Source organism: Candidatus Liberimonas magnetica (genome assembly GCA_020523885.1).
GTDB lineage: Bacteria > Elusimicrobiota > Endomicrobiia > Endomicrobiales > JAFGIL01 > Liberimonas > Liberimonas magnetica.
Window position 1 is genome coordinate 211,582 of sequence record JAJAPY010000004.1, and the last position, 23,079, is coordinate 234,660.

General features: G+C 36.6%; 16 protein-coding genes, 1 tRNA gene and 1 riboswitch. All 17 genes read right to left on the reverse strand.

The window, feature by feature from the left end; all coding sequences use genetic code 11:
• Nucleotides 1–7 precede the first annotated feature (7 nt).
• Nucleotides 8–5,026: a fibronectin type III domain-containing protein gene (locus tag LHV68_04760; GenBank protein MCB4791180.1), complete on the reverse strand. Its 5,019-nt coding sequence runs from the start codon at nucleotides 5,024–5,026 to the stop codon at nucleotides 8–10.
• Nucleotides 5,027–5,282: 256 nt separating this feature from the next.
• Nucleotides 5,283–5,375: riboswitch (cyclic di-GMP riboswitch) on the reverse strand.
• 265 nt (nucleotides 5,376–5,640) lie between these two features.
• A tRNA-Ser gene (locus tag LHV68_04765) sits at nucleotides 5,641–5,727 on the reverse strand.
• A gap of 208 nt (nucleotides 5,728–5,935) precedes the next feature.
• Nucleotides 5,936–6,868 (reverse strand): FAD-dependent thymidylate synthase, encoded by a 933-nt coding sequence (gene thyX, locus LHV68_04770; GenBank protein ID MCB4791181.1) that lies wholly within the window; start codon nucleotides 6,866–6,868, stop codon nucleotides 5,936–5,938.
• A 215-nt stretch (nucleotides 6,869–7,083) separates the two neighbouring features.
• Entirely contained in the window at nucleotides 7,084–7,413 is a 330-nt protein-coding gene (locus LHV68_04775; protein MCB4791182.1) for a septum formation initiator family protein, read from the reverse strand.
• A gap of 58 nt (nucleotides 7,414–7,471) precedes the next feature.
• Nucleotides 7,472–8,770, reverse strand: a complete 1,299-nt coding sequence (gene eno / locus LHV68_04780; GenBank protein MCB4791183.1) for a phosphopyruvate hydratase — start codon at nucleotides 8,768–8,770, stop codon at nucleotides 7,472–7,474.
• A gap of 93 nt (nucleotides 8,771–8,863) precedes the next feature.
• Nucleotides 8,864–9,883, reverse strand: a complete 1,020-nt coding sequence (locus tag LHV68_04785) for a hypothetical protein (GenBank protein ID MCB4791184.1) — start codon at nucleotides 9,881–9,883, stop codon at nucleotides 8,864–8,866.
• The gene (locus LHV68_04790) at nucleotides 9,865–10,824 is read right to left on the reverse strand and encodes a glycosyltransferase (protein MCB4791185.1); all 960 of its coding nucleotides are present in this window, start codon (nucleotides 10,822–10,824) and stop codon (nucleotides 9,865–9,867) included. Before LHV68_04790 ends, LHV68_04785 begins: the two co-directional genes overlap by 19 nt.
• A gap of 1 nt (nucleotide 10,825) precedes the next feature.
• Nucleotides 10,826–12,139 (reverse strand): tetratricopeptide repeat protein, encoded by a 1,314-nt coding sequence (locus tag LHV68_04795; protein MCB4791186.1) that lies wholly within the window; start codon nucleotides 12,137–12,139, stop codon nucleotides 10,826–10,828.
• A 404-nt stretch (nucleotides 12,140–12,543) separates the two neighbouring features.
• The gene (locus LHV68_04800; protein MCB4791187.1) at nucleotides 12,544–13,632 is read right to left on the reverse strand and encodes a radical SAM protein; all 1,089 of its coding nucleotides are present in this window, start codon (nucleotides 13,630–13,632) and stop codon (nucleotides 12,544–12,546) included.
• Nucleotides 13,625–15,190, reverse strand: a complete 1,566-nt coding sequence (locus LHV68_04805; GenBank protein ID MCB4791188.1) for a radical SAM protein — start codon at nucleotides 15,188–15,190, stop codon at nucleotides 13,625–13,627. Before LHV68_04805 ends, LHV68_04800 begins: the two co-directional genes overlap by 8 nt.
• Before the next feature lie 4 nt (nucleotides 15,191–15,194).
• On the reverse strand, nucleotides 15,195–16,205 hold the full coding sequence (locus tag LHV68_04810) for a transposase (protein MCB4791189.1): 1,011 nt from the start codon (nucleotides 16,203–16,205) through the stop codon (nucleotides 15,195–15,197).
• A 59-nt stretch (nucleotides 16,206–16,264) separates the two neighbouring features.
• Nucleotides 16,265–16,990, reverse strand: coding sequence for a hypothetical protein (locus LHV68_04815; GenBank protein MCB4791190.1), 726 nt, complete (start codon nucleotides 16,988–16,990; stop codon nucleotides 16,265–16,267).
• Nucleotides 16,980–18,857: a tetratricopeptide repeat protein gene (locus LHV68_04820; GenBank protein MCB4791191.1), complete on the reverse strand. Its 1,878-nt coding sequence runs from the start codon at nucleotides 18,855–18,857 to the stop codon at nucleotides 16,980–16,982. Before LHV68_04820 ends, LHV68_04815 begins: the two co-directional genes overlap by 11 nt.
• A 211-nt stretch (nucleotides 18,858–19,068) precedes the next feature.
• Nucleotides 19,069–19,893, reverse strand: a complete 825-nt coding sequence (locus tag LHV68_04825; protein ID MCB4791192.1) for a radical SAM protein — start codon at nucleotides 19,891–19,893, stop codon at nucleotides 19,069–19,071.
• 13 nt (nucleotides 19,894–19,906) lie between these two features.
• Entirely contained in the window at nucleotides 19,907–20,545 is a 639-nt protein-coding gene (locus tag LHV68_04830) for a class I SAM-dependent methyltransferase (protein ID MCB4791193.1), read from the reverse strand.
• Nucleotides 20,538–22,109 carry a ChbG/HpnK family deacetylase gene (locus LHV68_04835; GenBank protein ID MCB4791194.1) on the reverse strand — a complete coding sequence of 524 codons (1,572 nt, stop codon included), beginning with the start codon at nucleotides 22,107–22,109 and terminating at the stop codon, nucleotides 20,538–20,540. The genes LHV68_04830 and LHV68_04835 overlap by 8 nt, the downstream gene beginning before the upstream one ends.
• A gap of 429 nt (nucleotides 22,110–22,538) precedes the next feature.
• Nucleotides 22,539–23,079 (reverse strand): tetratricopeptide repeat protein (locus tag LHV68_04840; protein MCB4791195.1); only part of this gene is annotated, 541 nt, incomplete at its 5' end.

Sequence of the window (23,079 nt, forward strand, 5' to 3'; positions counted from 1 at the left end):
GACGTTTCTATCTTACCACCATGATAGTACCGTTGATCACTTTCCCTTCGGCCTCTATCTGGTAAATATAAACTCCTTTATGAGCTTCTTTACCGTCCCATTCTAATATCACGGTAGTGTTTGTCGGGTCACTTAACGCTTTTAGGTCAGCGACAAATTCTCCCTTCAGGTCATAAACTTTGCCAAGGACCTTGTCTCCGGTCGGATTATTTATTATGAATGTCATTTTTTCGTAAGGTGAAATTCCCGGCGTAAATACCTTTTTGGGAGTCAGGCTTGCAAGGCCAAAACCAGCCGCAAGGCTTGTCTGCCTCAACTGGAATGCTCCGGGCTTAATGGCAAGCGCTATAAATTTCTTTTTTGTAGTGTTCGCATATCCGCCGACTTTTATATATTCCACACCGTTATCCCAGTAAAGTGCCAGGGTGTTCGGATTAAATTGTATTGAACGTGCCTTACGCGCTATGGACTGGGATATGTCAGAATAATTGAACTCCATGCTTAAGGGTGTATCGAACTTATAATCTGAGACTTTGTTCAACTGGGCGTCGATTATATTCACGTCATAGACCCTCAGTATGGTATCGGTCTCCGAGCTTGTTTTACGCTCGATATTCAGGCTTAAATTCTTATGCAAGGCATTATTTTCTGCTAGAAGGTTTTTTGACACATCTTTAGGAACAACGACCAGAACTTCGTTGTCGCTTGAAACGATGTTCAGCTGGTCCGGGTTAAGTGATTCAAGGATCATCGAGTTCTGGCTTTCTATACCCGAAGTATCCATTGAACGGACAAGATAATAGAACATCCCGCCTTGAGTTGTTGTATCTGTCCACTGGTTTGTACCGCTCGATATATAGACTATTGGCGTAGTATAGTTGAAAGCCGAAAGAGAAAGAGCACGATAAATCTTATACCCCGAAAGGTCATCTATATCCGTGCCGTCTTCGTTTTTAACAGCAGTACTCCAAAACAGGGTGAAATTCTGCTGATTATCCGACAAGTCGCCCTTTAATCCGCTTGGCGCCACCGGTATGTTTAATACCGGCACTGTAAACGTAAAACTGGAAATACATATTGTTTTTAACCCTTTCCTGTCGTTTGAAACGACCTTCCACCAGTACTGCCTGTTTTCAAGGAGCCTTTTTGGAAGTGCCAGGCTTGCCGTTGAAAGAGAAGTTGTCGAAAAATAAATACTTGAAAAATCAGAAATACTCGATATATATAAACTATACCTTACATAATCGTTTAGATCTGTATCTACTGACTCACTCCAGCTGAAAGATGGTGTTTTTGTGGTTATTAAACCTGCGTTTGCAGGAGAAGTCAAATCAAACGTTTTCGGAGGGTTGTTGGTCATCGATATTATAAAAACACCTACAGAAGTAAATGTGTATGCTGTGTCCACCTGGTTTGGAGGAATGCTCTGGTCAAACCCGCTTACCCTCACTCTCCAATAATATGTAGACTGGTCAAGAAGAGGGCTGTCAGAAAGCGGTTGATAATATGTATCCGTCCCTATGGGTATAGTAGGAGCGCCTTCAAACGTTGGGACAACAGAATACTGCAGGAAATACCTTATTGTGTCAACGGGGTCAGCATCAGCAGCAGAGTTCCATTTGAACAAAGGCGTTAAAGTATCTGTTATTTTAATGCTGCCGGTAGGACTTATCAACTCATAACCACTCCAAACAGGCAGTTCTTTTATTGCATCAGTATAAAACATCAGCCTTTGATTTGACGTTTTAACCATCCCGTAAGGCCCTACTGCATCGATTTGCCAATAATACTTGTGATTATCAGACGGGACAACAAGAGATGTTGTATTATTCGTAAGCCCTGTCAGGGTTTTGCTCGACACAAAATCAGAAAACAATGAATAACTTAAATTATATTTTACTTTTTCGTCAACTGCAGGGTCAGGCTGGGTTGTTTTATCCCACGTAAAGTTTATCAGGTTAGCAGTAAAACGGGTATTGTTGGCTGGAGATACCAGGTTAAAAGCAACCGGTTGTTGGAGCACAGCATTTACCCTGAAATAAAATGTTGTAGAGCAAAGAGTAGTTTTTAAACCGTCTGAGGCCCAGACTCTCCAATAATATGTTGCATTTTCATCAAGCTGCGGTGTGACAAAAGACCTTGCGCTCTGCCAGCTGGATGAGCTAAAACTAATGAAATTGCTGTATATTGAGTAATCAACCCTGTAACTGATCGTATCTCCCGGATCCTTATCCGTAGACCTGCTCCAGGAAAGAGACGGTGTAGCTATATTTGTGATATTTGCATTGGACGGCGAAACCAGGTTAAACGATGAAGGAGCGCTATTGACCGCATTTATCCTTACTGCCCAGGACTGCGATGACCAGGTGCTTATACTGTCTAAATCTGAAACTTTCACTTTCCAGTAATAGGTAACATCTTCGGTCAAAGCTGTACTTGGAGTAAAGGTCAGGCTGGCCCCTGCATTGCCTTGGACAACGTTGCCTGTGACACCGACTGTGGTGGAATAATATAATGTGTAGGAAAGAGTGTCTCCTGAGGAGGTATCACTATCTGTAGAATTGTTCCAGGAAAAAACCGGCTTACTACTGCCTACTATTAAATAATTTGTGGGCGAGGTTAGGTTAAATGCAGACGGAGGACTATTTCTGGGGCACGCGGAAGGAGTGGTTACAGAAATATTTGACCAGTTACCCCTTTCATCAGCCGTACGAATGCTGAAATAATAAGTGGTTTTGTTGCTTAAATTTGTTGGTGTCGTATAAGAACAAACCGTACCTTTAACAACACTGGTCGATATAGTTATCACAGGAAAAGGAGAGGACATATTTGAATGCGATGAATATTTTATCTCAAATTTTCCTCCGGATATATTATTCGTGTAACCGTCATCGCCGGGGCTGACCCAGGAAAGGCTTACCTTTCTCCATCCGGGTTGTACGCTGAACTTTGTAATTGCTCCGGGCAGTGTTACGTCAACTTGCGCATAAGTTGTTGCTCCTTTTGATATACCGGACCAGTTATTGGCTTCATCTGCAAGCCATACCCTGAAATAGTATGTCAAGCCGCTGGTCAATCCTGTTACGGTATAATTATTTACAACGCCTTGAGCTGTTGACGTTGTCCTGTAGACATGAGTGTAGGCATTGGGGTTTGTACTGAAAACCGGCGACGGGGTATTCGTCCAATCTATTCGCAGTTTTCCATTTACAATGGCTCCGCTTACGACATTGTCGCCCGTGTTTGTCCATCTTAAAGAAACCTTCCCTTCAGTTGCTCCGGGGAGTGCGGTAATTGCTGAAATTCTAGCAGGGGAGGTCGAATCAGGTGTCCGTACTAATCCACTAGTTTCTGAAAGCGTAGACTCCAGAGCATTGCCGCTAAAATGTCCCTGGGCTATGTTAATACCCTTATCACTACAGGACACTTTAAAATAATAGGAATTTTCAGCAACAAGTCCCTTATACATATAAAAAGTAGTGGGATGATTTACTTCCTTATTATTAATATACACAAACTGCGAAAATGGAGGAATTGATGCGATGTATATTTTATATTTATCCCTGTCATCTGTGCCGGTAAAAGACGGGTTAGACCAGGCAATGTTCGCAGAATAAGAGCTTTTTACCACAGCTGTAATGTTTGTCGGCGAATTGGGCTGTTTATCCAGAGTAGCCGTAGATTTTGCAACAGACATTATAGAATAATTGCCTACATTATCTCTTGCTTTTAAGGCAAACGAATATGTCGCTCCGGGATAAAGCCCTGCTCCTGTCAGAGTATATCGTTCATTCGCTCCTGACACACTTTGTCCTTTAGGCGCAACCAGAGACGATGCAACCGTGCCAAAATTCTGGGATGTTATCGTGTAAGTAGCCCATTTAAGAAGGTAATCCGTGCATATCCCGTTCGTCCCGTCATTGCCTGATGAAAGCCATTCGAGCATAACATCCCCGTCAAGCGCCATGCCTGTGCTTGTGCCCAAAAGCAGCGGCTGAGACGGAGGAATGCTTAAAGTAGTTGTAGAGTAAGAAACTTTTTCTGCGATGACTTCTTCCGGGAAACCGTTATTATTCGTTGCCCATACCTTATAATCATAACTTGCTTTTTCGGTCAAGCCGGAATCATAATGCGTGGTTGAACGGACAAGGTTCATAACTTTTGTAAAAGACGGGAACGGGCCGCCTTTGATTTGAACTGAGTACCTGGTTTGCGGGGAGTTGCTGTTCGTATCCCATTGTATGGCAAGGCTTGAAACGGTGTTAGCTGTTACGTTTATATTCGTCGGAGGATTCGCAAAAGTAAAACTTGATGTTATTATCCCTGAATCCCTGCTTATGAGCCCGTTAAATGCCTGTAGATAAATCGAAGCTGTGCTGTTAGGTGTCAGGTTTTCCTGTATCCAGAACGTTGTGCTTGCGGATAAATCTACGGAAATGTTCGTTGAACTTGTAGCGCTTTTTACGCGGTAACCAGCCGCATTTGGAGATAGGTTCCAAACCCAGACCACCGATGTTTTATAAACAGCGAACTTATCATATCTAAAAGTTGGTGCAGCTATATTTACATAAGGATAATTAAAATTAGCTGTATTTACCGATTCTACATCTATCGATGACTTCCAAACCCCGTACACTCCCTCATTATCGCTTGCCTTAAGAGCAAAATAATAGGTTACCCCAGGTGACAAATTACTTATATCTCTTGTTTCTATAGTCCCACTTGAAGCTAAATTTGTCCAGCTTAATGTATCATAAGTATTACCCCACCAACTATAATTTGAATTAGTGATCGGTCTTGTAGCATATTTAAGCTCATACGCAGGATAAATCTGATATTGCGATGGAGTAGACAGGCCGTCTCTTGTATCCGGGACTGTCCAGACCAATGTGATCTTGCCTTCAGGCACGCCACCCATAGAAAGAGCCGTAAGGTTTGAAATGCTTTCGGGAAAAGCATATCCCCTCATACTAAAAAACATTAAAATTATTGAAATTACAATTAAACTTTTAATAACAGCTTTCATTTAGTCCCATTATTAGTTTAGGTTATTTTATTAAGTATTTCAATGTGCTTTTTCGCACATTAAAAATATATATATTATGTTTTTCCGGTTTAAAATAAAAAAACTACCGTTAACTGCTCTGCGGTAGCCTGTAAAAAAGTTGCCAAAATTGATTAACACCAATTTAGAGATTTTGGTATTATTAATCTGATAAGGCCCGAGATAACGTAAATCAGCCCTTTATGCCCATAAAGGCATTATTTAATCAGATTTTTATTTCGGCAACCCGGCTGGCGTGTCCCGATAATTCCCGAGATTTAGCCCCGCAGCTTTGCGTCCTCCGATTTCTCAGAGTTTGCTATTATCGTTTTTTAAACTATTAATACTATTGCAGAAACTTTCAATTTTGTCAAGGCTTTTTAAAAATATTTTTATAATTTGAAACAAAGACGATTTTAAAAAACGGAGATAGTGGCCGCTTCTCATAATATTTAAGGGTTGCGGCACTTCCTCGTTGAAAACTCGGTCGGGATTCCTTCTCCCTCGCCCATTCCGGGGCTCATCCAAAGCCCGGCGCCCTCGCTTCTTCTGCCACAGGGCAGCGCTTCGGGTCGCCTTCGAATAGATTTAAAAAACGGAGAGAGTGGGATTCGAACCCACGGTACCATCACTGATACACACACTTTCCAGGCGTGCTCCTTAAACCACTCGGACATCTCTCCATTCACTTCGTTCATTACGAGCTGCCCAGGATGTGGTTCCTGAGTGCTCACCAACTCGCACTCGTCGCAATTCTCGTGCTCCTTATTCGTCGCACTGCGACCCACTCGGACATCTCTCCTTCTTCGCCCTTCGGGCTACGAAGGACACAGTCCTTCTCAACCCTACTAGCTTGCCCGCGTAGCTTTAGGCGAAGGCGGGATAGCTTCATTAATCTTGGGTTTTCCAGGGGATTGATATTCCTAAACGTACCAGTTTATCTTCGAGTTCCAGGCACTCAAGGTTTCTTTTTATGCCGCCTTCCTTCTTTTTGATAAAACCAATTTCTTCGGCAAACTTTAATGCTCCGTTAATATCATTTTTTGAGATCAAGCTGATTATTTTCTCATCCGTTCTTGAAAGTTTAACCGGTTCAAACTGATATTCCTTAAATGCCGCCCATACCATAGGACACCATCTTTTGACGACTTCTTCTCCGATCGTCTCGGAGTATTGCCTGATCTCAAGCTGTGCTTTATTTTCCATTCTAAGCTCTAAAAAATGAAGCAGGTTGTTTAGATCTATTTTCCAGTATGCTTCTGTATAAGTCGATAACGGGAGGTCTTTTCTAGCCTGCTCCCTTGCGACTCCAAGCTCGATCCTTCTTTTGTACTCATTTTGGAGTAACTCATGCAACTCTGCTTCTCTTTTTGAAAGCTCTCTTCCGTTTTTAATATCGATAAAACCTGCACTTCCCTGTCTGTTCCTTAAAGCCTGCATACGCCATTGGTCTTCTTTTGTTTTAGAGGTAGAATCAATAGCTATGGAATACCTGGTCGAGTATTCATTGACATTGGCTGTCCTGTGCCTTATCCATTGCCTCCAGCAATCCATGGGAACCCGCAGGTGAAATTTTATTTCGCACATTTCAAACGGGGAAGTATGTTTATGCCTTATAAGGTACCTTATCAACGTCTCATCATCGTTCATTGTTTTAGTACCGGCACCGTAGGAAACCCTGGCTGATTGAACGATCGAAGCATCGGTACCCATATAATCAACTACTCTGACAAAACCGTCATCTAACACTTTAAAAGGTTTTCCCAACACCTGGTCTAACTCAGGGACGGTGATCCTCGTCAGTTTTTCGCTTTCTTTATCCATGTCAATCTCCCTTATGTCGCGTCCTGCCGTTGGCAGGACTTACCTTCGCTTCGCTCAGGATTGTTCTGGCTCGATTTGTAACTTGTTCGCCGGAACGCTCCCCATAGGGAAACCTAAGGTTTCCCTTCTGGCGTCCGCCATTGAAGCATTGGCGGACTGTCATCCCTTCCTAAGCGGTTATTTTGATTCCAGTCGCACTTTTACTATGTAATTGTTTATTCTTCCCTTTTAAGCCTGTATTCAACTTCTCCCGGGGCTATTAATCCAAGTTCTTTGCGGGTTATGCGCTCTACATAAGATGGATCATTTTGTAACAAAAATATTTCTTTTTTCAAAAGAGCATTCTCTTTTTTTAACTGCTCGAGTTCTCCTTTTAACTTGTAAATTTCCCAAAAACGCCTTACAAGCTTTCTTGAGCCAGCGTTTCCAAAAAGAAATAGGAAAATTATAGCCCCAACAATAATATAAATTATATTCTTCGGCAGTTTCAGCGGAGCCCCTCCGGCAGGAGCCTCAGGCTCCTCTAAATAACGCCTGCCATCCATAGTCCGTCATTGTTTCGGTAGCGGACGGGGGAGGGCTTTCCAAGAAGGCGGGCAAATCTTAAACTTTAAAAACTTTCTTTCCTAAATATTTGGCTTTTTTGCCAAGCTCTTCTTCAATCCTTAAGAGCTGGTTATATTTACATATTCTATCGGTACGGGAAGCTGAGCCTGTTTTTATCTGGCCTGTATTTAAAGCCACGGAAAGATCGGCTATAAAAGTATCCTCTGTTTCCCCTGACCTGTGCGAGATCACAGCCGTATATCCTGCCTCAAATGCCATCTTAACGGCAGCTACGGTCTCTGAAAGAGTGCCTATCTGGTTGACCTTAATTAATATCGAGTTTGCGATACCTTTTTTTATGCCTTCGGAAAATATATTCGTGTTTGTTACGAAGACATCGTCCCCGACAATCTGTACCTTCTTGCCTAATCTTTGCGTGAGCTCTTTCCATCCGGTCCAGTCTTTCTCGCTTAATCCATCTTCTATGGATATTATGGGATATTTAGCGAGTAAGTCCGCATAAAAGTCAACCATTTGAGCTGAAGTTTTTGTTTTATTTGAAACTTCGCCTTCAAGGACATATTGATTATTTTCAAAAAGCTCGCTTGCAGCTGCATCAAGGGCGATAAGTATGTCCTCTCCCAGCTTATACCCCGCATTTGATACAGCTTCTGCTATTACTTCCAGCGCCTCTTCATTAGATTTCAAATTTGGTGCAAAACCGCCTTCGTCACCTACGCTTGTTGCATAGCCTCTTTTCTTTAAAACGCTTTTTAAGTTATGGAAAACCTCTGCGCCGGTGCGCAATGCTTCCCTAAACGTTTTCTGAGCTACCGGCATGACCATAAACTCCTGCAGGTCAACATTGTTGTCAGCATGAGCTCCGCCGTTTAAGATATTCATCATTGGCACAGGAATTACATAGTCATTTGACTTGATTTCGTACGCTTTTCTTATATATTCATACAAGGGCAATTTGTTTTCCAGAGCTGCTGCTCTTGCACAGGCAAGAGATACTCCAAGTAAAGCATTCGCTCCGAGATTGGATTTGAAGTCTGTGCCGTCAAGTGCTATCATTTTATCATCGATTTTTTTTTGTTCGGTTATTTCCATTCCTGCAATAGCTTGTGCTATTTGTTTATTTACATTGCTAACAGCTTTTAAAACGCCTTTCCCCAGGAAACGGCTTTTATCTCCGTCTCTTAACTCAAGCGCCTCTCTTTCCCCTGTTGAAGCGCCGGACGGCACAGCGGCCCTGCCTAATACTCCGTTTTCTAAAATAACATCTACTTCTACTGTCGGGTTTCCGCGAGAATCTATGATTTCCCGGCCGATCACCTGCTTAATCTTTGACATATTTCCTCCCTTGTATAATTTTCATTCAATAGATAATTTTTTAGTTATATTATAATACTACTTTTAATAAATCTTGTAAACCCCATAAAACCCTTAAGGCAGATTATCTAAATAGTCAAGCAAAAGCAAAGCATTTTTACTTGTATCCGTTCCTATATTAAAAATATAAACCCGGGAATTCATAAGTAAACTTAAAGAAGCGGTTAGCCTTGAAACAAGTATTTCAACTTTAGAGATGATATCTTTTATGTTGAACCTGATAAAATACTCCAGCATCTGTGCAATACCTATTCCCAAAATACAATTTTTAAATAACGGTATTACGGCAGACAGCCTGTTTATTTTAATTATTTTTGATTCACTTGAATTTATTCTCTTGCCCACTAAAAGTACGGACACCGGTACAGATTGAGATATCTTATCTTTGAAAAACGCAATATCTATAAGTGTTTTTGGCCCGAACTTTCTGCGTATCATTTTACCCTGGAAAGCCTCAGGTATATCTGACCCGGAATCCTGGCTTAAGCCTATCCTTAACGGAAACGGCAATATTTGTCTGGAATCCGTTATAAGAGGCGTGTCATCCGATAAAAGTTTTATTTTGTCATTTTTTAATAATTCAAGGCAAAGTGTTGTTTTCCCCCCGCCTTGAGGAAGCAGGCACAGCAGGCCTTTGCCTTTATAAGAAACACCCAGGGCATGGACCCTGTGGACTCCGTGTTTGTCTAAAATCTCACCGGTTCTTGAATGTATCAAAAGATATACAAGTTCATGCAACAGGTCAAGCTCATCTGAAAATATTTCGCACTTATCATTTTTATAATCATAAATACTCAAAGCTTTTCCGTTGTAGTCAATAAATCTTTTCTCATTTAACTCATGCCAACTTAGGTCTTCTTTTTTTATAAAGATTTTGTTCTTAGGCAAAATATCATACGGCGGTTTTTGAAGGTTTGCAATAATATCAATTTTATAAGTTTTTTGCACAACCGGTTTTGTTACAGTATTTAGAAAATATGAAAAATCTCTTTTCAACCTGCTAATAAGTTCGAAATTAGAATCTATCTTTAGCGTTATACCGTAAATATTAATAATTAACTGTGTTTTTTCCATGCCAATCCATTTAAAAATCCAAAGCCATATGAGATATGTGCGATGAATGATAAAATAAAAACTGTTATAAAACTAAATATATTTTCCCTATTTTTTATTGTGACCCATATTGAATTGCTTAAATTCGCAATAATGTACACATACACGGGTACAGGCCATACAGGGCTAAAAATCAATGAAACTATGTAAATTAAAAATAGTGAAGGAATTATATGATATAAAGACAATGTTTTCGGCATTATGAATGTCATTATCGCCCTGCCTTTTCCTGAAGCGAATATCTGCTTTGCAAAGCCAAAAGTATCTTCTCTCCTGTAGTGATAAACCGTCAGTTCAGGAGAATATAGCATTTTATATCCCTTCTCTTTTAATTTTTCTAAAAGCAGGTTTTCTTCATTATAATACAACCTTTCATCAAAACATATATTTTCTTTGTCAAATACTTCTTTTTTAATGGCCAGATTACATAGTATCAACTTTTTATCATCACAATATACATCACCTGGTGTTTTTATTTTATATCTATTACCCATTTTCCAGGCCGTAAAAGGAGATTCAAATATATATCCCGATATTCTCTGGAAATAAGAACTATTCACGGGTGTCAGGTTAGGCCCGCCTATTATTTTAACATCAGGGTATTTTTCATATTTATCTTCGAGGATTTTAATGTTGTCTTTTTCAAAAAAAACATCGTCATCCAGGAAATATATTATATCGGCTTGGGACTTTTCTATCCCGATATTTCTTGCCTTGCTTTTGCCAATTTTGTTTTCTATTACAATATAGCTAAGCTTGTCAGTTTTAAACTCGCTCAAATAATCCACTATTTCCTTGTCATATCCGTTAACAACAATCAAAATATCGTTATTTGCAATTCTGCCCAAGCAGGCTTTGAGTTTTTCAATCCTATGAGTTACTAAATTTATCAATATCTTCATTTTATTTAATGTTTTTATTATCGTTTAAAGGCACTAAATCGTTTAACCAGCTATATTTTGCATCCTTATTAATAACTATATTCCAATCATTTCTCGCTTTCTGGTAATCTTTAAGCATATAATAAGTCATGCCCCGGAAATAATACGCATTAATATCATCACTCTTTGTGTTTATAGAAGCATTAAAATATTCAAGAGCAGGAGCATAATCCTTCATTTGCCTGAATGCTTCTCCAATATTCCATAATACAACATTCCAATTTTTATTTAATGCTTCAGTATTATTTTGCCAGATATTTAATTTTAGATATTCAATTATATTATCCTTTAAGCCAACCTGAGCCTGCAATTTCTTATTGCATTTTGGATATATATACCTTAATTTTGAAACAAAAGCTTCTTTTAAGGGCACCCCTTCTTCCGCCGATAAAAAAACGTTAAAAACACCATAAAAACCTTCATTACATTCATATAATATCGCTCTTGAAGCTTCTTCGCTAATAGCTTTTCGGTTTATTTCTCTGTTAAAGCCATCCGTATTCAGATTGAGTATCGGGCCTTTGCCACTAAACCTGCTAACCTCTTTTAGAATTTCCGGAATAATCAATTCGTCATAAGCGCTTCTCCAATGACAAGGATCAGAAAAAAAATCGAAACCAAGCAGTCCATTTTCACTAAATTCTGTAAATATCTTTTCGATATCAACAAACATATAGCTCTTTTGCCTTCCAATTTCTCTAATTATCTCGTTTATTCTGCTATGGCGCCTTACGCCATAGTCCAGGTCAATCGCTTCATAATACATTTCTTTTGCTTTTTTATATTTTGACATATTCTCAAAACATTTAGCAGCATAAAAATATACGTAAGGATTTGCTTTGTATTCCTCCGTTTTTATTAATTTAGTAAATATTTCTATTGCAGAGTTATATTTATTTTCCTCCATTTCGAGCCTTGCAATAATAAAATCCTTATCATCTATAGGAATACTGGGGCTGCTTGGCGGATAATCTTTCATGTTTGCCGGGACAGTAAATAAGATAAGCGGTATATTTTTAGCTTTTGAAATTTCTAAAATCTCATTATAATTAACCCTGAAAACATAAATGCCGCCTATATTTTTCGGGTTGTTTTTTAATTTATTACGTGTAAGATTAAATATCTTCCTGCAAACCCAGTAATTTTCATAGAAGTACCTTGTATATTCATTAAGTAAATGTTGATTCATTTCAAGAAATTCTTTGGAAATATTATTACCCATTAACAATAATATTAAATCGGGTGAATATTCAACAATTTCTTTAAAAACCAGCAAGATTCGGTTACTTTCATAGCCGCCTGTACCGCAGTTTATAATTTCATATTGATGATCAGGAAATTGGGTATTTAAAGCCTTATTAAGTTTTTCTTTGCTTCTTTGTCCAAATATATTGGCAATAGATTCACCTATTATAAATACTCTTCTTACATTTTTCGGTTTATCTACAAGAAATTCTTCGTTATCACATCTGCTTCTTTGCGATTTATATACTTTTTGGCTCAGGCTATTAGTTGTTTTTATGAAATACTTATTATAGATTTCATAATCGTAATAGTAATTAGGGTCATTTTTTAAGCTTTTACCGGGATTCCCCAACACCACACGGAATACACTTTCTAACAGTATCAAGCCAGAAAAACAACCAATAAATATACAAATATTTATACTTACAATTTTTCTCATTTGTCAGGTGGGTTCAGCCTTATTGCATCCTCCAGCATGTAGCCGTTGGTGCATGTAAGCCAGCAATGGCATGTCTTCTTATCAAAAAAATCCCTTATTTGTCTTGATTTGCCTGATACCCAGATATCATCAAAACCATACTTCTTGAGATTACCTGCTGCCTTGTCTTTATGTACAGGGCAGAAATACAAATTACCGTACGGGTCTATCATCGCAAATTTCTGCCCGCACGGGCAATTCGGATAAAACCTTCTTTTTTCCCTGACATATTTCGGAATATAGTGCAAGCTCAGCAAATATGAAAATAATCCTTTCTGTGACAATAATGATTCTAAATTATTTATTTTGCTGTTTTCGTAAATGTCCGAAATAATCTCGTCTATTTGATTTTCAATGATCGAAATATGCTCAGGTTTCCATATAAATTGTTCCGTTTCTTTTTTTTGGACCATAATCTGGTATGAAATATGGTAATTATTTTCTTTACACCAATTATAACTTGGAAGTATCTGGCCGCAATTTTGCGGAGTTATGGTAAAATTTAGGCTAAAATATATTTGTGGAAAAATTTCTCTTACAGCTTTCATTGTACTTGTCAATGAATAAAATCCCTTTTTTATGCCTCTAATCTTATCGTGTCCGCTTTCCAGCCCGTCTAAAGAAGTACCTAAAGATAAACGTTTTGGATCGATCAAGGGTTTTATTTGTTCAAGTGTTTCGATAATTAAATCTTTGTTCAGGAAATTTGACAAGATAAGGATATTGGCATCAGGAAAGTTTATTGAAAAAAACTTAAATATCTCCAAAAAATCTTTTCTTAACAGAGCCTCTCCGCCGCTAAGGACTACGAATTTAATATTCTTCAATAAATCCGAACCTAAAACAAGTTTTTCAAGGTCTTTTAGGGTTAATTCTTTGTCCTTTTTATTTAGATACCTTAAATTGCACATTATGCACTTAGAATTGCATTTATATGTTAATTCAAAATGAATCTCTTCAGGCGGCAAGACCTCGGTTCTTTTTGGTATAGCTTTTTTTTCCAGTTCTATTGATTCTTTTTCTAGAAATTTCTTTATGTTATTCATTTATCATAGCCTTGCATTCATTTATCAGGTTTTTTGTTGTTTGGTTATTTGCTTCAAATTTCAATGCTTTTTTAAAACAAGGTATCGCTTCTTTGTATTTTCTGCAATACTTGTAATATTGCCCCAATAAAAACCATTTATCTGGTTTCACCCTTAAGACACCGGAGGTTTCAGGTATTTTCAATTCAAGGGCTAGTTTGCAAAAAGTTTCATACCTCTTTAATCTTTCGACATAATCATTATTGCCGTTATCCGATTTCCAAAAAAGATGGTGTTCCGGGTTTTCTATTTTGAATTTCTTATAATTTTTCTTTAGATACGTTTCCTTCTCGAGTGTAAAAAAGGATTGGCTTGCAAGCACATTATCTATGTAAGGCCTTGCTTTCTTTAAAAAAACCAATGTTTGTTCAAAATCCTCTTTTTTTTCTGTTGGAACTCCAAACATAAAATTTATTTGTACTCTGATCCCTGATTCATGTATATCCTTTAAAACCTTTATTCCTTCATTAACAGAGTACTTTTTGTTCATTGAATTTAAAACTCTTTGTGACCCTGACTCAACACCGACTCCGAGCCAATTACAGCCGGCCTTTGCCATCTTATGAATTAACTTCGTAGTCATATAAGAAGATATCGCCGCCTGGCCTGCCCAATGTATTTTCATATTACTTTCTATAACCAGATCACAAAACTCTTCCAATGCCTTTAAATTTCCGTTTAAAAGAAGCCCGTTAAAATAAAAATAGTTTATTTGATGAAATTTATTTCTATAGTAGGAAATTTCTTTAAAGATCCTTTTACCGCTCATCGAGCGGTATTTTTGCCAGAATAACCTTTCATAGCAAAAATAACAGGCATTTACGCATCCTCGGCTGTCAAGGATATCGAGCCTTTGAGGCTGGCTGTATGAATTATCATATATATCTTTCTCAAAGTCCTTATAGTCGGGGACAGGAATAGAATCCAGGTCTTTGACTATCTCCGGGTTTCCGCGATCTACTATTTTATCGCCTTGTTTTACTAAGAATCCCTTACATAATGGCAGATTTTTTAATTTATTTGATTTTTCAAGCAGATTTAAAAGCTCAACTAGAGCTATATCAGCTTCGCCCGGGCATACATAATCAACGTTCGGGTCACTAATAAAATCATTTGCCATCTGAGCACGGGAAGCTTTATGCCCCATAAAAACAATGGTTCTACCCCTGTCTTTTTCTTTTATCATTTTTGCCAGTTCAAGGCTTACGAGGACTGACGGTGTGTGTGTATCAAAACAAATAACCTGCGAGCCTGTCTCAAGGATTTCATCCCGGTATCTTTCAAGCATTAGTTCTTCGGAAAGTTTTTTAATAAATGATTCGTTCTCCCAGATAGAATAAAAATCCCTGTCATCCCAGTACTTTTTTAGCTCTTCGGCACTTTTGTGGTACATACGGTTATTAAGGTCAAAACAAAAAGTTTCATGCCCGTTTTTTCGTAACAAGCTGGAAAAGAACGCAAGTATATACGGCGGGCAATACCTTACCCACCAGGGACATTTAACTAAAGAAACTTTCATGGGGTCAGACCTCAACTATTGACTTCTTAATATTTTTGATTTTTTTGTTAAAATCCATTTCTTTTTGCATTCTTTTTACTGTCTTTTTATGAACATGAGCAACAGCACTTCCAGTTATTCCACCCAATTCTTTTCCAATTTCAGTCAAGGATTTCTTATTTAAATTCAGTTGATAACTTAATTCAATCAATATTTGTCGCGGTTCTTGGTAGCACGACCTTGCTTTTAACAATTCTTTTACATCTACACCATAATATCCAGCTACAACATTCGCTAAATCTCTAATTAATATTGGTTCACAAAATGCATTAATATGCGGAAAATCTTTTTTATTTATGTTTTTTCCTTCAATAAATTCTTCTTCTATTCTTTTTGTGAATTCTTCTGACCCTAAGAGCATCTGTCCTTTTATTTGCTCTTTAATATTTTCATTATTAAATTCAATTCCCGATAATATATATTCATAATATTTCTTATGACTTTTTTGATTATCACCGCCTGTATATCCTAGAACACTGCTATAATTTACAAACACATCCCTTTCATCTAAGTTTATATATCCTTTTAAACTACTCCATTTATACCTAAATAATATTCTAATTTTATCCTCAGCGGGCAATTTTTTATATCTTTCTAATTTTATTGGATTTAAATGTATGTAACGGCTTAATGTTAAAAGATATTTATCTGATTCAATTAAAATTGCCTTATATCTTCCTTGATATAAATGTCCAATCCTTTTATTTTTGTAATTAAAATATGTGGTATAAGCAGTATTGAATCTCTGCATAAAACGATTAAGGTTTGCTTCTTTTGTATTTAATAAAAAATGGAAGTGATTGTTCATTAATACGTAACAATGCACTTCCACTTTATAAATTTTAGAACTTTCCTTTAATATATCTAAAAACTTATACTTATCTTTATCTCCCCGAAATATATCATTTTTTTCATTGCCACGACAAGTAACATGATACCAAGCATCAGGATATTCTATTCTTAGAGGTCTAGCCATACTTCATTTTAACATTATCGGAATTAGCAAGTCAACAGTTGAGGTCTGACCCCAATTTTTTACGGTATTGAAACAGCTGTGCGCATCTCGTTTATGTCTCCTGCCTTGATCACGGTTGCACCTCCGCTACTAATTGTAGGATTTGCCACATAGGTTATGTTTGTCCCTGTTGCAGCATTTACTGCTTGATTAAGAGCGGTCCTGGTATCATTAAAATCTGTTGCCTGAATGATGTTTCCTGCTACAGGTGTCCGTGTATAACCGTAAGCAGCAAGCCCCCTAACAGCCCTTACAGTATCTATACGGGTTCTAAGTTCGGTAAGGTGTGCTACTTTTGCCTGTGTAGTGCCCGCTGTAACGGTCGGATTGTCTGTCCACGCCGGAAGAGCAGCTACAGTTATGGATACTGCAGCCGCGGTAGTGCATTGCCTTTGAGCCTCTGTCTGGTTAGCGCCGCTATCATAAGTATATACCGTGAAAGTGTTCGACCCGGCAGTTAATGCACCTGACGGCCGAAAAGTTATGTTAACACCTGAACCGCACATATTTTTAAAACAGTTTATACTATCCTTATACCTATAAGTAATACTCGTAGCGCCTGTAATAACGACTCGAGCATCGTTTATATTTCCACTACCAGCAGTAGCAGTAAACAGTATAAAAGGCCTTGAATTATAAGTCGTACCGGCACTTGTACTTACAAAACTCGGATTGCCGGATTTAGAATATAGCGCAGAATTTAATAATAACAAAAATGCCAGAGATAAACTTATTCTATTTTTCATATACCATACTCCCATAAATGGCATTTTTATCATATATCGGCCATTTATTTTTGGCAAATACCCCTGCCATCAAACTTGTTGTTTCTTCGGCTTTCTTTTTATTTCCTGATTCCTGATATACATCTATCAAGTTAAGCCAGGCTTCGGTATAATCAGGTTTTAGTTGAACAGCTATTTCGTAGTCATCGATCGCTTTTTTAAAATCTTTCATTTTCGCATAAGCCGAACCAAGGTTGTTATATGCATAAGGGTCCGGTTCTATTTGTATACTTTTTTCTAATAGCCATGCCGTTCCCTTATAATTTTTCTCTTCCCAGGAAATGCTTGCAAAATTGTCCAAAGCCTCTTTTGTAGGGTTAACAAAGATAACTTTTGTATAAAATTTTTTTGCAACTCTAAAGTTTCCAAGTTTTTGATGACAGAGTCCAATAAAATTCCAGACATCCAATGTTTTATAAAGACGGTTTAGCTTGTTAATACCCTCAAACTGAACAAGCGCTTCTCTCCATTTTTCTTGAGCATTATAAGCAAGCCCCAGGTTATATCTTGCCCTTATGTTGTCAGGGGCTTTTTGTACTGCATCAAAATACAATGAATACATATCCTTGAAAACAGGATTTCTTCCCAGTGTAAGTACTCCATATAAAAGAACTATAAAGACTGAAGCTATAATATTTATCGGTACTTTATACCTATATGCTTCTAACGTTATATCCAACTTAAAAATCAGCGCGGAAAGGATTATGCTGATACCTATCATGGGCAGGTATAGATAACGGTCTGCCACAGTATTAGGTAAAGGTATAATATTGCTTACCGGTAAATACATTAAAATAGAGAAACCCAAACCAAAGAACAATAATTTATTTTCTGATTTTTCGTATTTCTTTATAACAGAATAAATGAAATATCCTATTAACAATACGCCAATAACCGGTATAAGGAATTTTAGACTCGCTGCTGATCTCGGTAATTCTATCAAATAATCAAAAGATAAATTAAATGGCCATACTATTATAGATAAATAGTGAAAGAACGATAAAAATATTGTGCTAATATATGCAAAAACCGAAGATAGCGGTGAAGTATTGTCTTTAATATTAACAAATATGGCTTTATTTAATATATAACTGAAACGATCGGACCAAAAATAAATCAAGAAAACCGCAGTTACCGTAACAAATATAATAATTATTGCTTTTTGAATATATGAAGTTGTTTCTTTCTGATATATGCTAATATACAATAAAAGAACAACCGGTAAAGTTATGCATATTTCTTTAGAAAAAAGCGCTAAAACAAATGAAACAGATGATATTAAGTAAAACCACTTAGAACCATTTAAGGCTAGAATAAAAAAAACCAGAGAAACCAGATAAAATAAAGTACTTAAAACATCAGCTCTAAATGAAGCTACATTCACTGCTTCTGCCTGTACCGGATGAAGGGCAAAAATCAGGCCTGAAAAAAAAGATATCTTAAAAACCGGCAGATTAATTCCAGATTTTTTTACAAGTAAAAATACAAGAAAAGCAACCAGCACAGAGTTAAAACAATGCAAAACCAGGTTTGTAAAATGATATCCTATTGCCCTATTCTTCCATACATGATTGTCGAGCATCAACGAAATAACCGTTAAAGGCCTTGCTGCGGATTTGGCACCATATAACGGCAATGCTCCCACAGGCCCAAAGTAGGCTTTAATGTTATTGATATCTGAAATAAATTCATTATTTACGATTAAATGAAAATCATCGGCAACATATGAATTTTTCAAAGAACTGATATGGCTTAAAAAAGCAAAAAGAAATATAAAAATTGCCCAGAAATACCACTTGTAAAAATAGTTAACAGTTATCTTAAACAAACCAAACCTTCCGAGAAAGTTAACAGGTGAGGTCTGACCCCAATTTTCCAAAAACAATAAATGAGGTCTGACTCCTCATGTTTGGGCACAAATACATTTGATTTTCAACAATATTTTATAATAAACGCATCATTATTAAATTGCGCTGTATAGTTTATTCGTTCAATACAATTATAATATATATTCTATATTGCGTCAAGTGTTTTTACCCCTAATTAGCGTCAACTAACCATATATATTCATCACAGGGACAAATTTCAGCTTCGCAAGGTTTTGGTTCATCAAATAATTCAAAATTATTATCGAAAATATTGCCTATGGGTTTATCGCTTAAAGGCCCGCATCTTGTAACATTCCCGTTAGCTTTTATTGATGCATGGACATGGCCGGACCGGCAGAGTTTTCCTTTTGTTTGTCTGCCTTCAAGATGGTACTTTATTCTGGCAATATCGCCTAAAAACGGTGTTATAATTTTTCTTTCTTCTTCACTATAGGATTCAGGGTATCTTTTCCCGCCGTATTCCCCCCAAAAAGCCGCTAAAGCGAAATTTATTCCGTTTTTTTCAAACTCTTTTTGATAGAACGAAATTTCATTCATTTGAGGCGGATAAGCAAGGTAGCATACACCTCCGCTAAAGCCATGATTTTTCAAGGTCTTTACTTTTTTAATAAAGGGCTCCAATTTTGATTCTAATGGATGAAAATTCATATCCAAACACACCCTTTTAGGGTCGATTTTTTTTGCAAAAGTATAATAATCACCGGAAAGCTGGCTTGTAATTTTTATTGTATGCAATTTAGATAATTCATCTATTAATTCAATGAAATTTGGATACAAACTTGGCTCGCCGCCGGTAATCATTATATGACATTCCCTGTATTTATTACGCATTTTTTCCCATATCTTAACCATTTCGCCAACAGAGAAATACCTATTTAGCTTTCCCATCTCTTCCCATTTATCATTAAACCAGCAGAAAGGGCACCTGAAATTACATGTATAATGTATGTCCCAAACAAATGATATTTTTTCCATATGTCACCTAACCTTATTTTTTAACACACTTATAAACAACATGAGGGTATGGATAGCCTTTATCAAACCTGTACGAGGTTACGAAAAACCCCGCGTTTTCTAATAACTTTATATACTGGCCTGAATCATGAAAGTAAAACGAATATCCGTATGTAAATCCTAAAATTTTTACAGCTATGGTTTCTTGAAAATAGTTATAGCAATATTTCCAATAAGGCTTTTTATCGACTTCCTTTAATAATAGGATACCATTTTTGTTAAGAGAATTAAAGCAATTTTTAATAATATTTATTTGTTCTTCAAAAGGAATCAAGTATAGAGTATCGCTAATAACAATCACATCATAGTTTGGCCTGACAAAGTCTCTGATATCCTGTACAGTAAAACTGATGTTTTCCCTTTTACAAATACTAGCTTTTGCGGTCTTTATCTTGGTTTCGGATATATCATAACCTTCCACTATTCTTTTTTCTGATGTCAATGCCAATATATTCGAAAATAGTCCTATGCCGCAGCCAAGATCTGCTATTTTACACTCTTTGGGCAGCAATGTTTCAACTATAAGATATGGGCACATCAATAGTTTTGTTTTTATATAAATTTTGGTTAAACTGCTATTATAATAATTATAGATACTGTTTATATTAAACATTTTTTTCAGAAAAATAATAACGCAGCAAGCTCTTTAATACCTCCAGGATATTTTTAAAATTGTTCATATGTGACTTGCCGAAGGTTCTCTTTAAATATTCTACAGGTACTTCTTTTATTCTAAAACCCTGATTTTTAGCTTTGATCAGCAGTTCCGCATCAATAAAACTGTTCTCATTCTCAATCTGTATGTTTTTAAACACATCTTTTTTTATAAGTTTAAAAGCAAAGTTAACATCCGTTATGTCGGCAAGATCGAACAAATATTTTACTAAACGATTGAAAACTAACGAATAAATATACCTGATCAGCCCTTCATCTTTACAACTTATTCTTTTTCCAATTATTAAATCATATTCTTTTAAATATTCAAATAATTCTAAAAGATTATTTATATTGGCCGGATAATCAGCATCTGTATAAAAAATCCATTCCTTATTTGCCAGGCTAAATCCCAGTTTTAAAGATGCTCCGTACCCTTTCCGGCAACTGTTCCGTATAACTTTTCCTTTTCCTCCTATCAATTTTTCTGATACCTGCCCTGTTCCGTCACTACTGTTATCATCAATCACAAGTATTTCATAGTCCTGTATATACATAGCCAGGAATCTTTTTATGGTATTTATGGTTTTTTGGATATTTTCATACTCATTATAAGCAGGGATTACCACACTAAGGCTCTCCGGCTTTAAAACGGCTGAAACCTTATAATCATCGGTCATACTTTGGAATCCTAAGTAATTTATAAGATTTAAGTTATTGTATTTAGGGAAATCTTTTTTAACAAAATCTATCAACTCACTCATTTCTTTTTCCCAATAGTAATTCCAATGTACATACTTTTTTATCAAACTCGATTCCTTGTATCCCGGATGGCAGATGATCTCAGAAACAGATCCTGGTGAAGCGATTTGTACATAAGAATTTATGTCTTCCCTGCTTAGAATATCTCCCCTGCAAAACCCATAAACTGCATTTGGCGCCATAATAGCGCGGTTCTTAAGTTCATTAAATTTATCGGAATACATTAAGGATAAAAAATATTTAACATAGTTTTTAAATGATCCCCGGTAAATTGCAGGCAAACTACATTTTAAATAACGTATTGCCCTAATATCATACTCTTCGCAAAGATGGACAAGTATATAATAAAATTGCGGAAAAATATGAAGATTTTGATGGGTATCCAGATGAGCCGGCTGGCTGCCTTTTTCAATAAATTTGTCAATTTGCGATTTCCATTCAACATAAACTTCTTTTAAATCTATTTTACCGAAAATTAATTTTGCCACTAAAGTAGTATAAACATTAAAATTACCTTTCGAATCTATCAATGTCGGTATTTCTTCCATAGGGCATACAGGTTTTTCTTCGGTTAAACACAAATGTACTCCATTAGATATAGCTCCGTAGTCTTTTATCAGACTCATGCCTCTGTCAAATTCCTCGCCAACAACAAGAGTTGATACGCTTGTAATTGCCTGTTTCCTGCAACATTCAATTATACCTTCATTAACGTATGTATTTAAACCAAAATCGTCCGCATTTATAATGATATGTTTCATATTTTAACCATCTTAAAAATAAATATATGGCTCTAATTCTCCATTTTAAAATCGCCTATCAGCCAGTATTTATTTCTAATACCCTTATCATCCGGTATTAATATCCCTACATAAAATAATCTAGTTTTGAACTACCCCTGTCACCTGAGATATAAACTATTTAAGCCCTATTTTACATTGTACTTTATTTAGCTTGAAGTAGTATCTCAACCTATCCTCATTTTTTATTATATAGCTAAGTTTAATACTATCATATTCAGGGGGGATCAAATGTCCCTATAATTGGTGTTTTATTATCAATTTTATCTTTATTTAGTGTAACCCCTCCGGCAGGAGACGGAGGCTCCTTTGATAACGCGACCTACTACAATATCATTTACAACCATCCCCCGATCCCGCTTTGCGGGAGGGGATTTCATACAGCATGTATTAATTTTTATTTCTCATTGAATTTAATTTATTGTATGAATCATTTATAAATAAATTATCAGGCAGATGTTTCAAAGCTTTCTTTTCTGCCTTGCACGCTTTTTTTATGTCTTTTGTTTCCATGTAAAGCTTTGCAAGGTCATGATATGTTAAACCTGTATTTTCATATTTCTCATCACATCTTATGGATTTTAAATAATATTTCTCAGCTTCGCCGTAATCTTTTTTCTTAAAGCATATATCTCCCATTAGTTTTAATGCCCTGCCGTTATTAGGTTCTATTTTAATCGCACCTTCTATCTCCCTATATCCTTTATCAATCTCACCTTTTTCTATATATGTTTCACCCAATGAAATCAAATTGCGCACATCGCCTGGATGTTTTATCTTTGCTTCCAACAATATTTTTATGGCTTTATTCATATCTCCTTTCTCTTTATATAGATTCGCAAGGCAGCGGTATGTTAAACCTGTATTTTCATATTCCTCATCACATCTTATGGATTTTAAATAATATTTCTCAGCTTCGCCGTAATCTTTT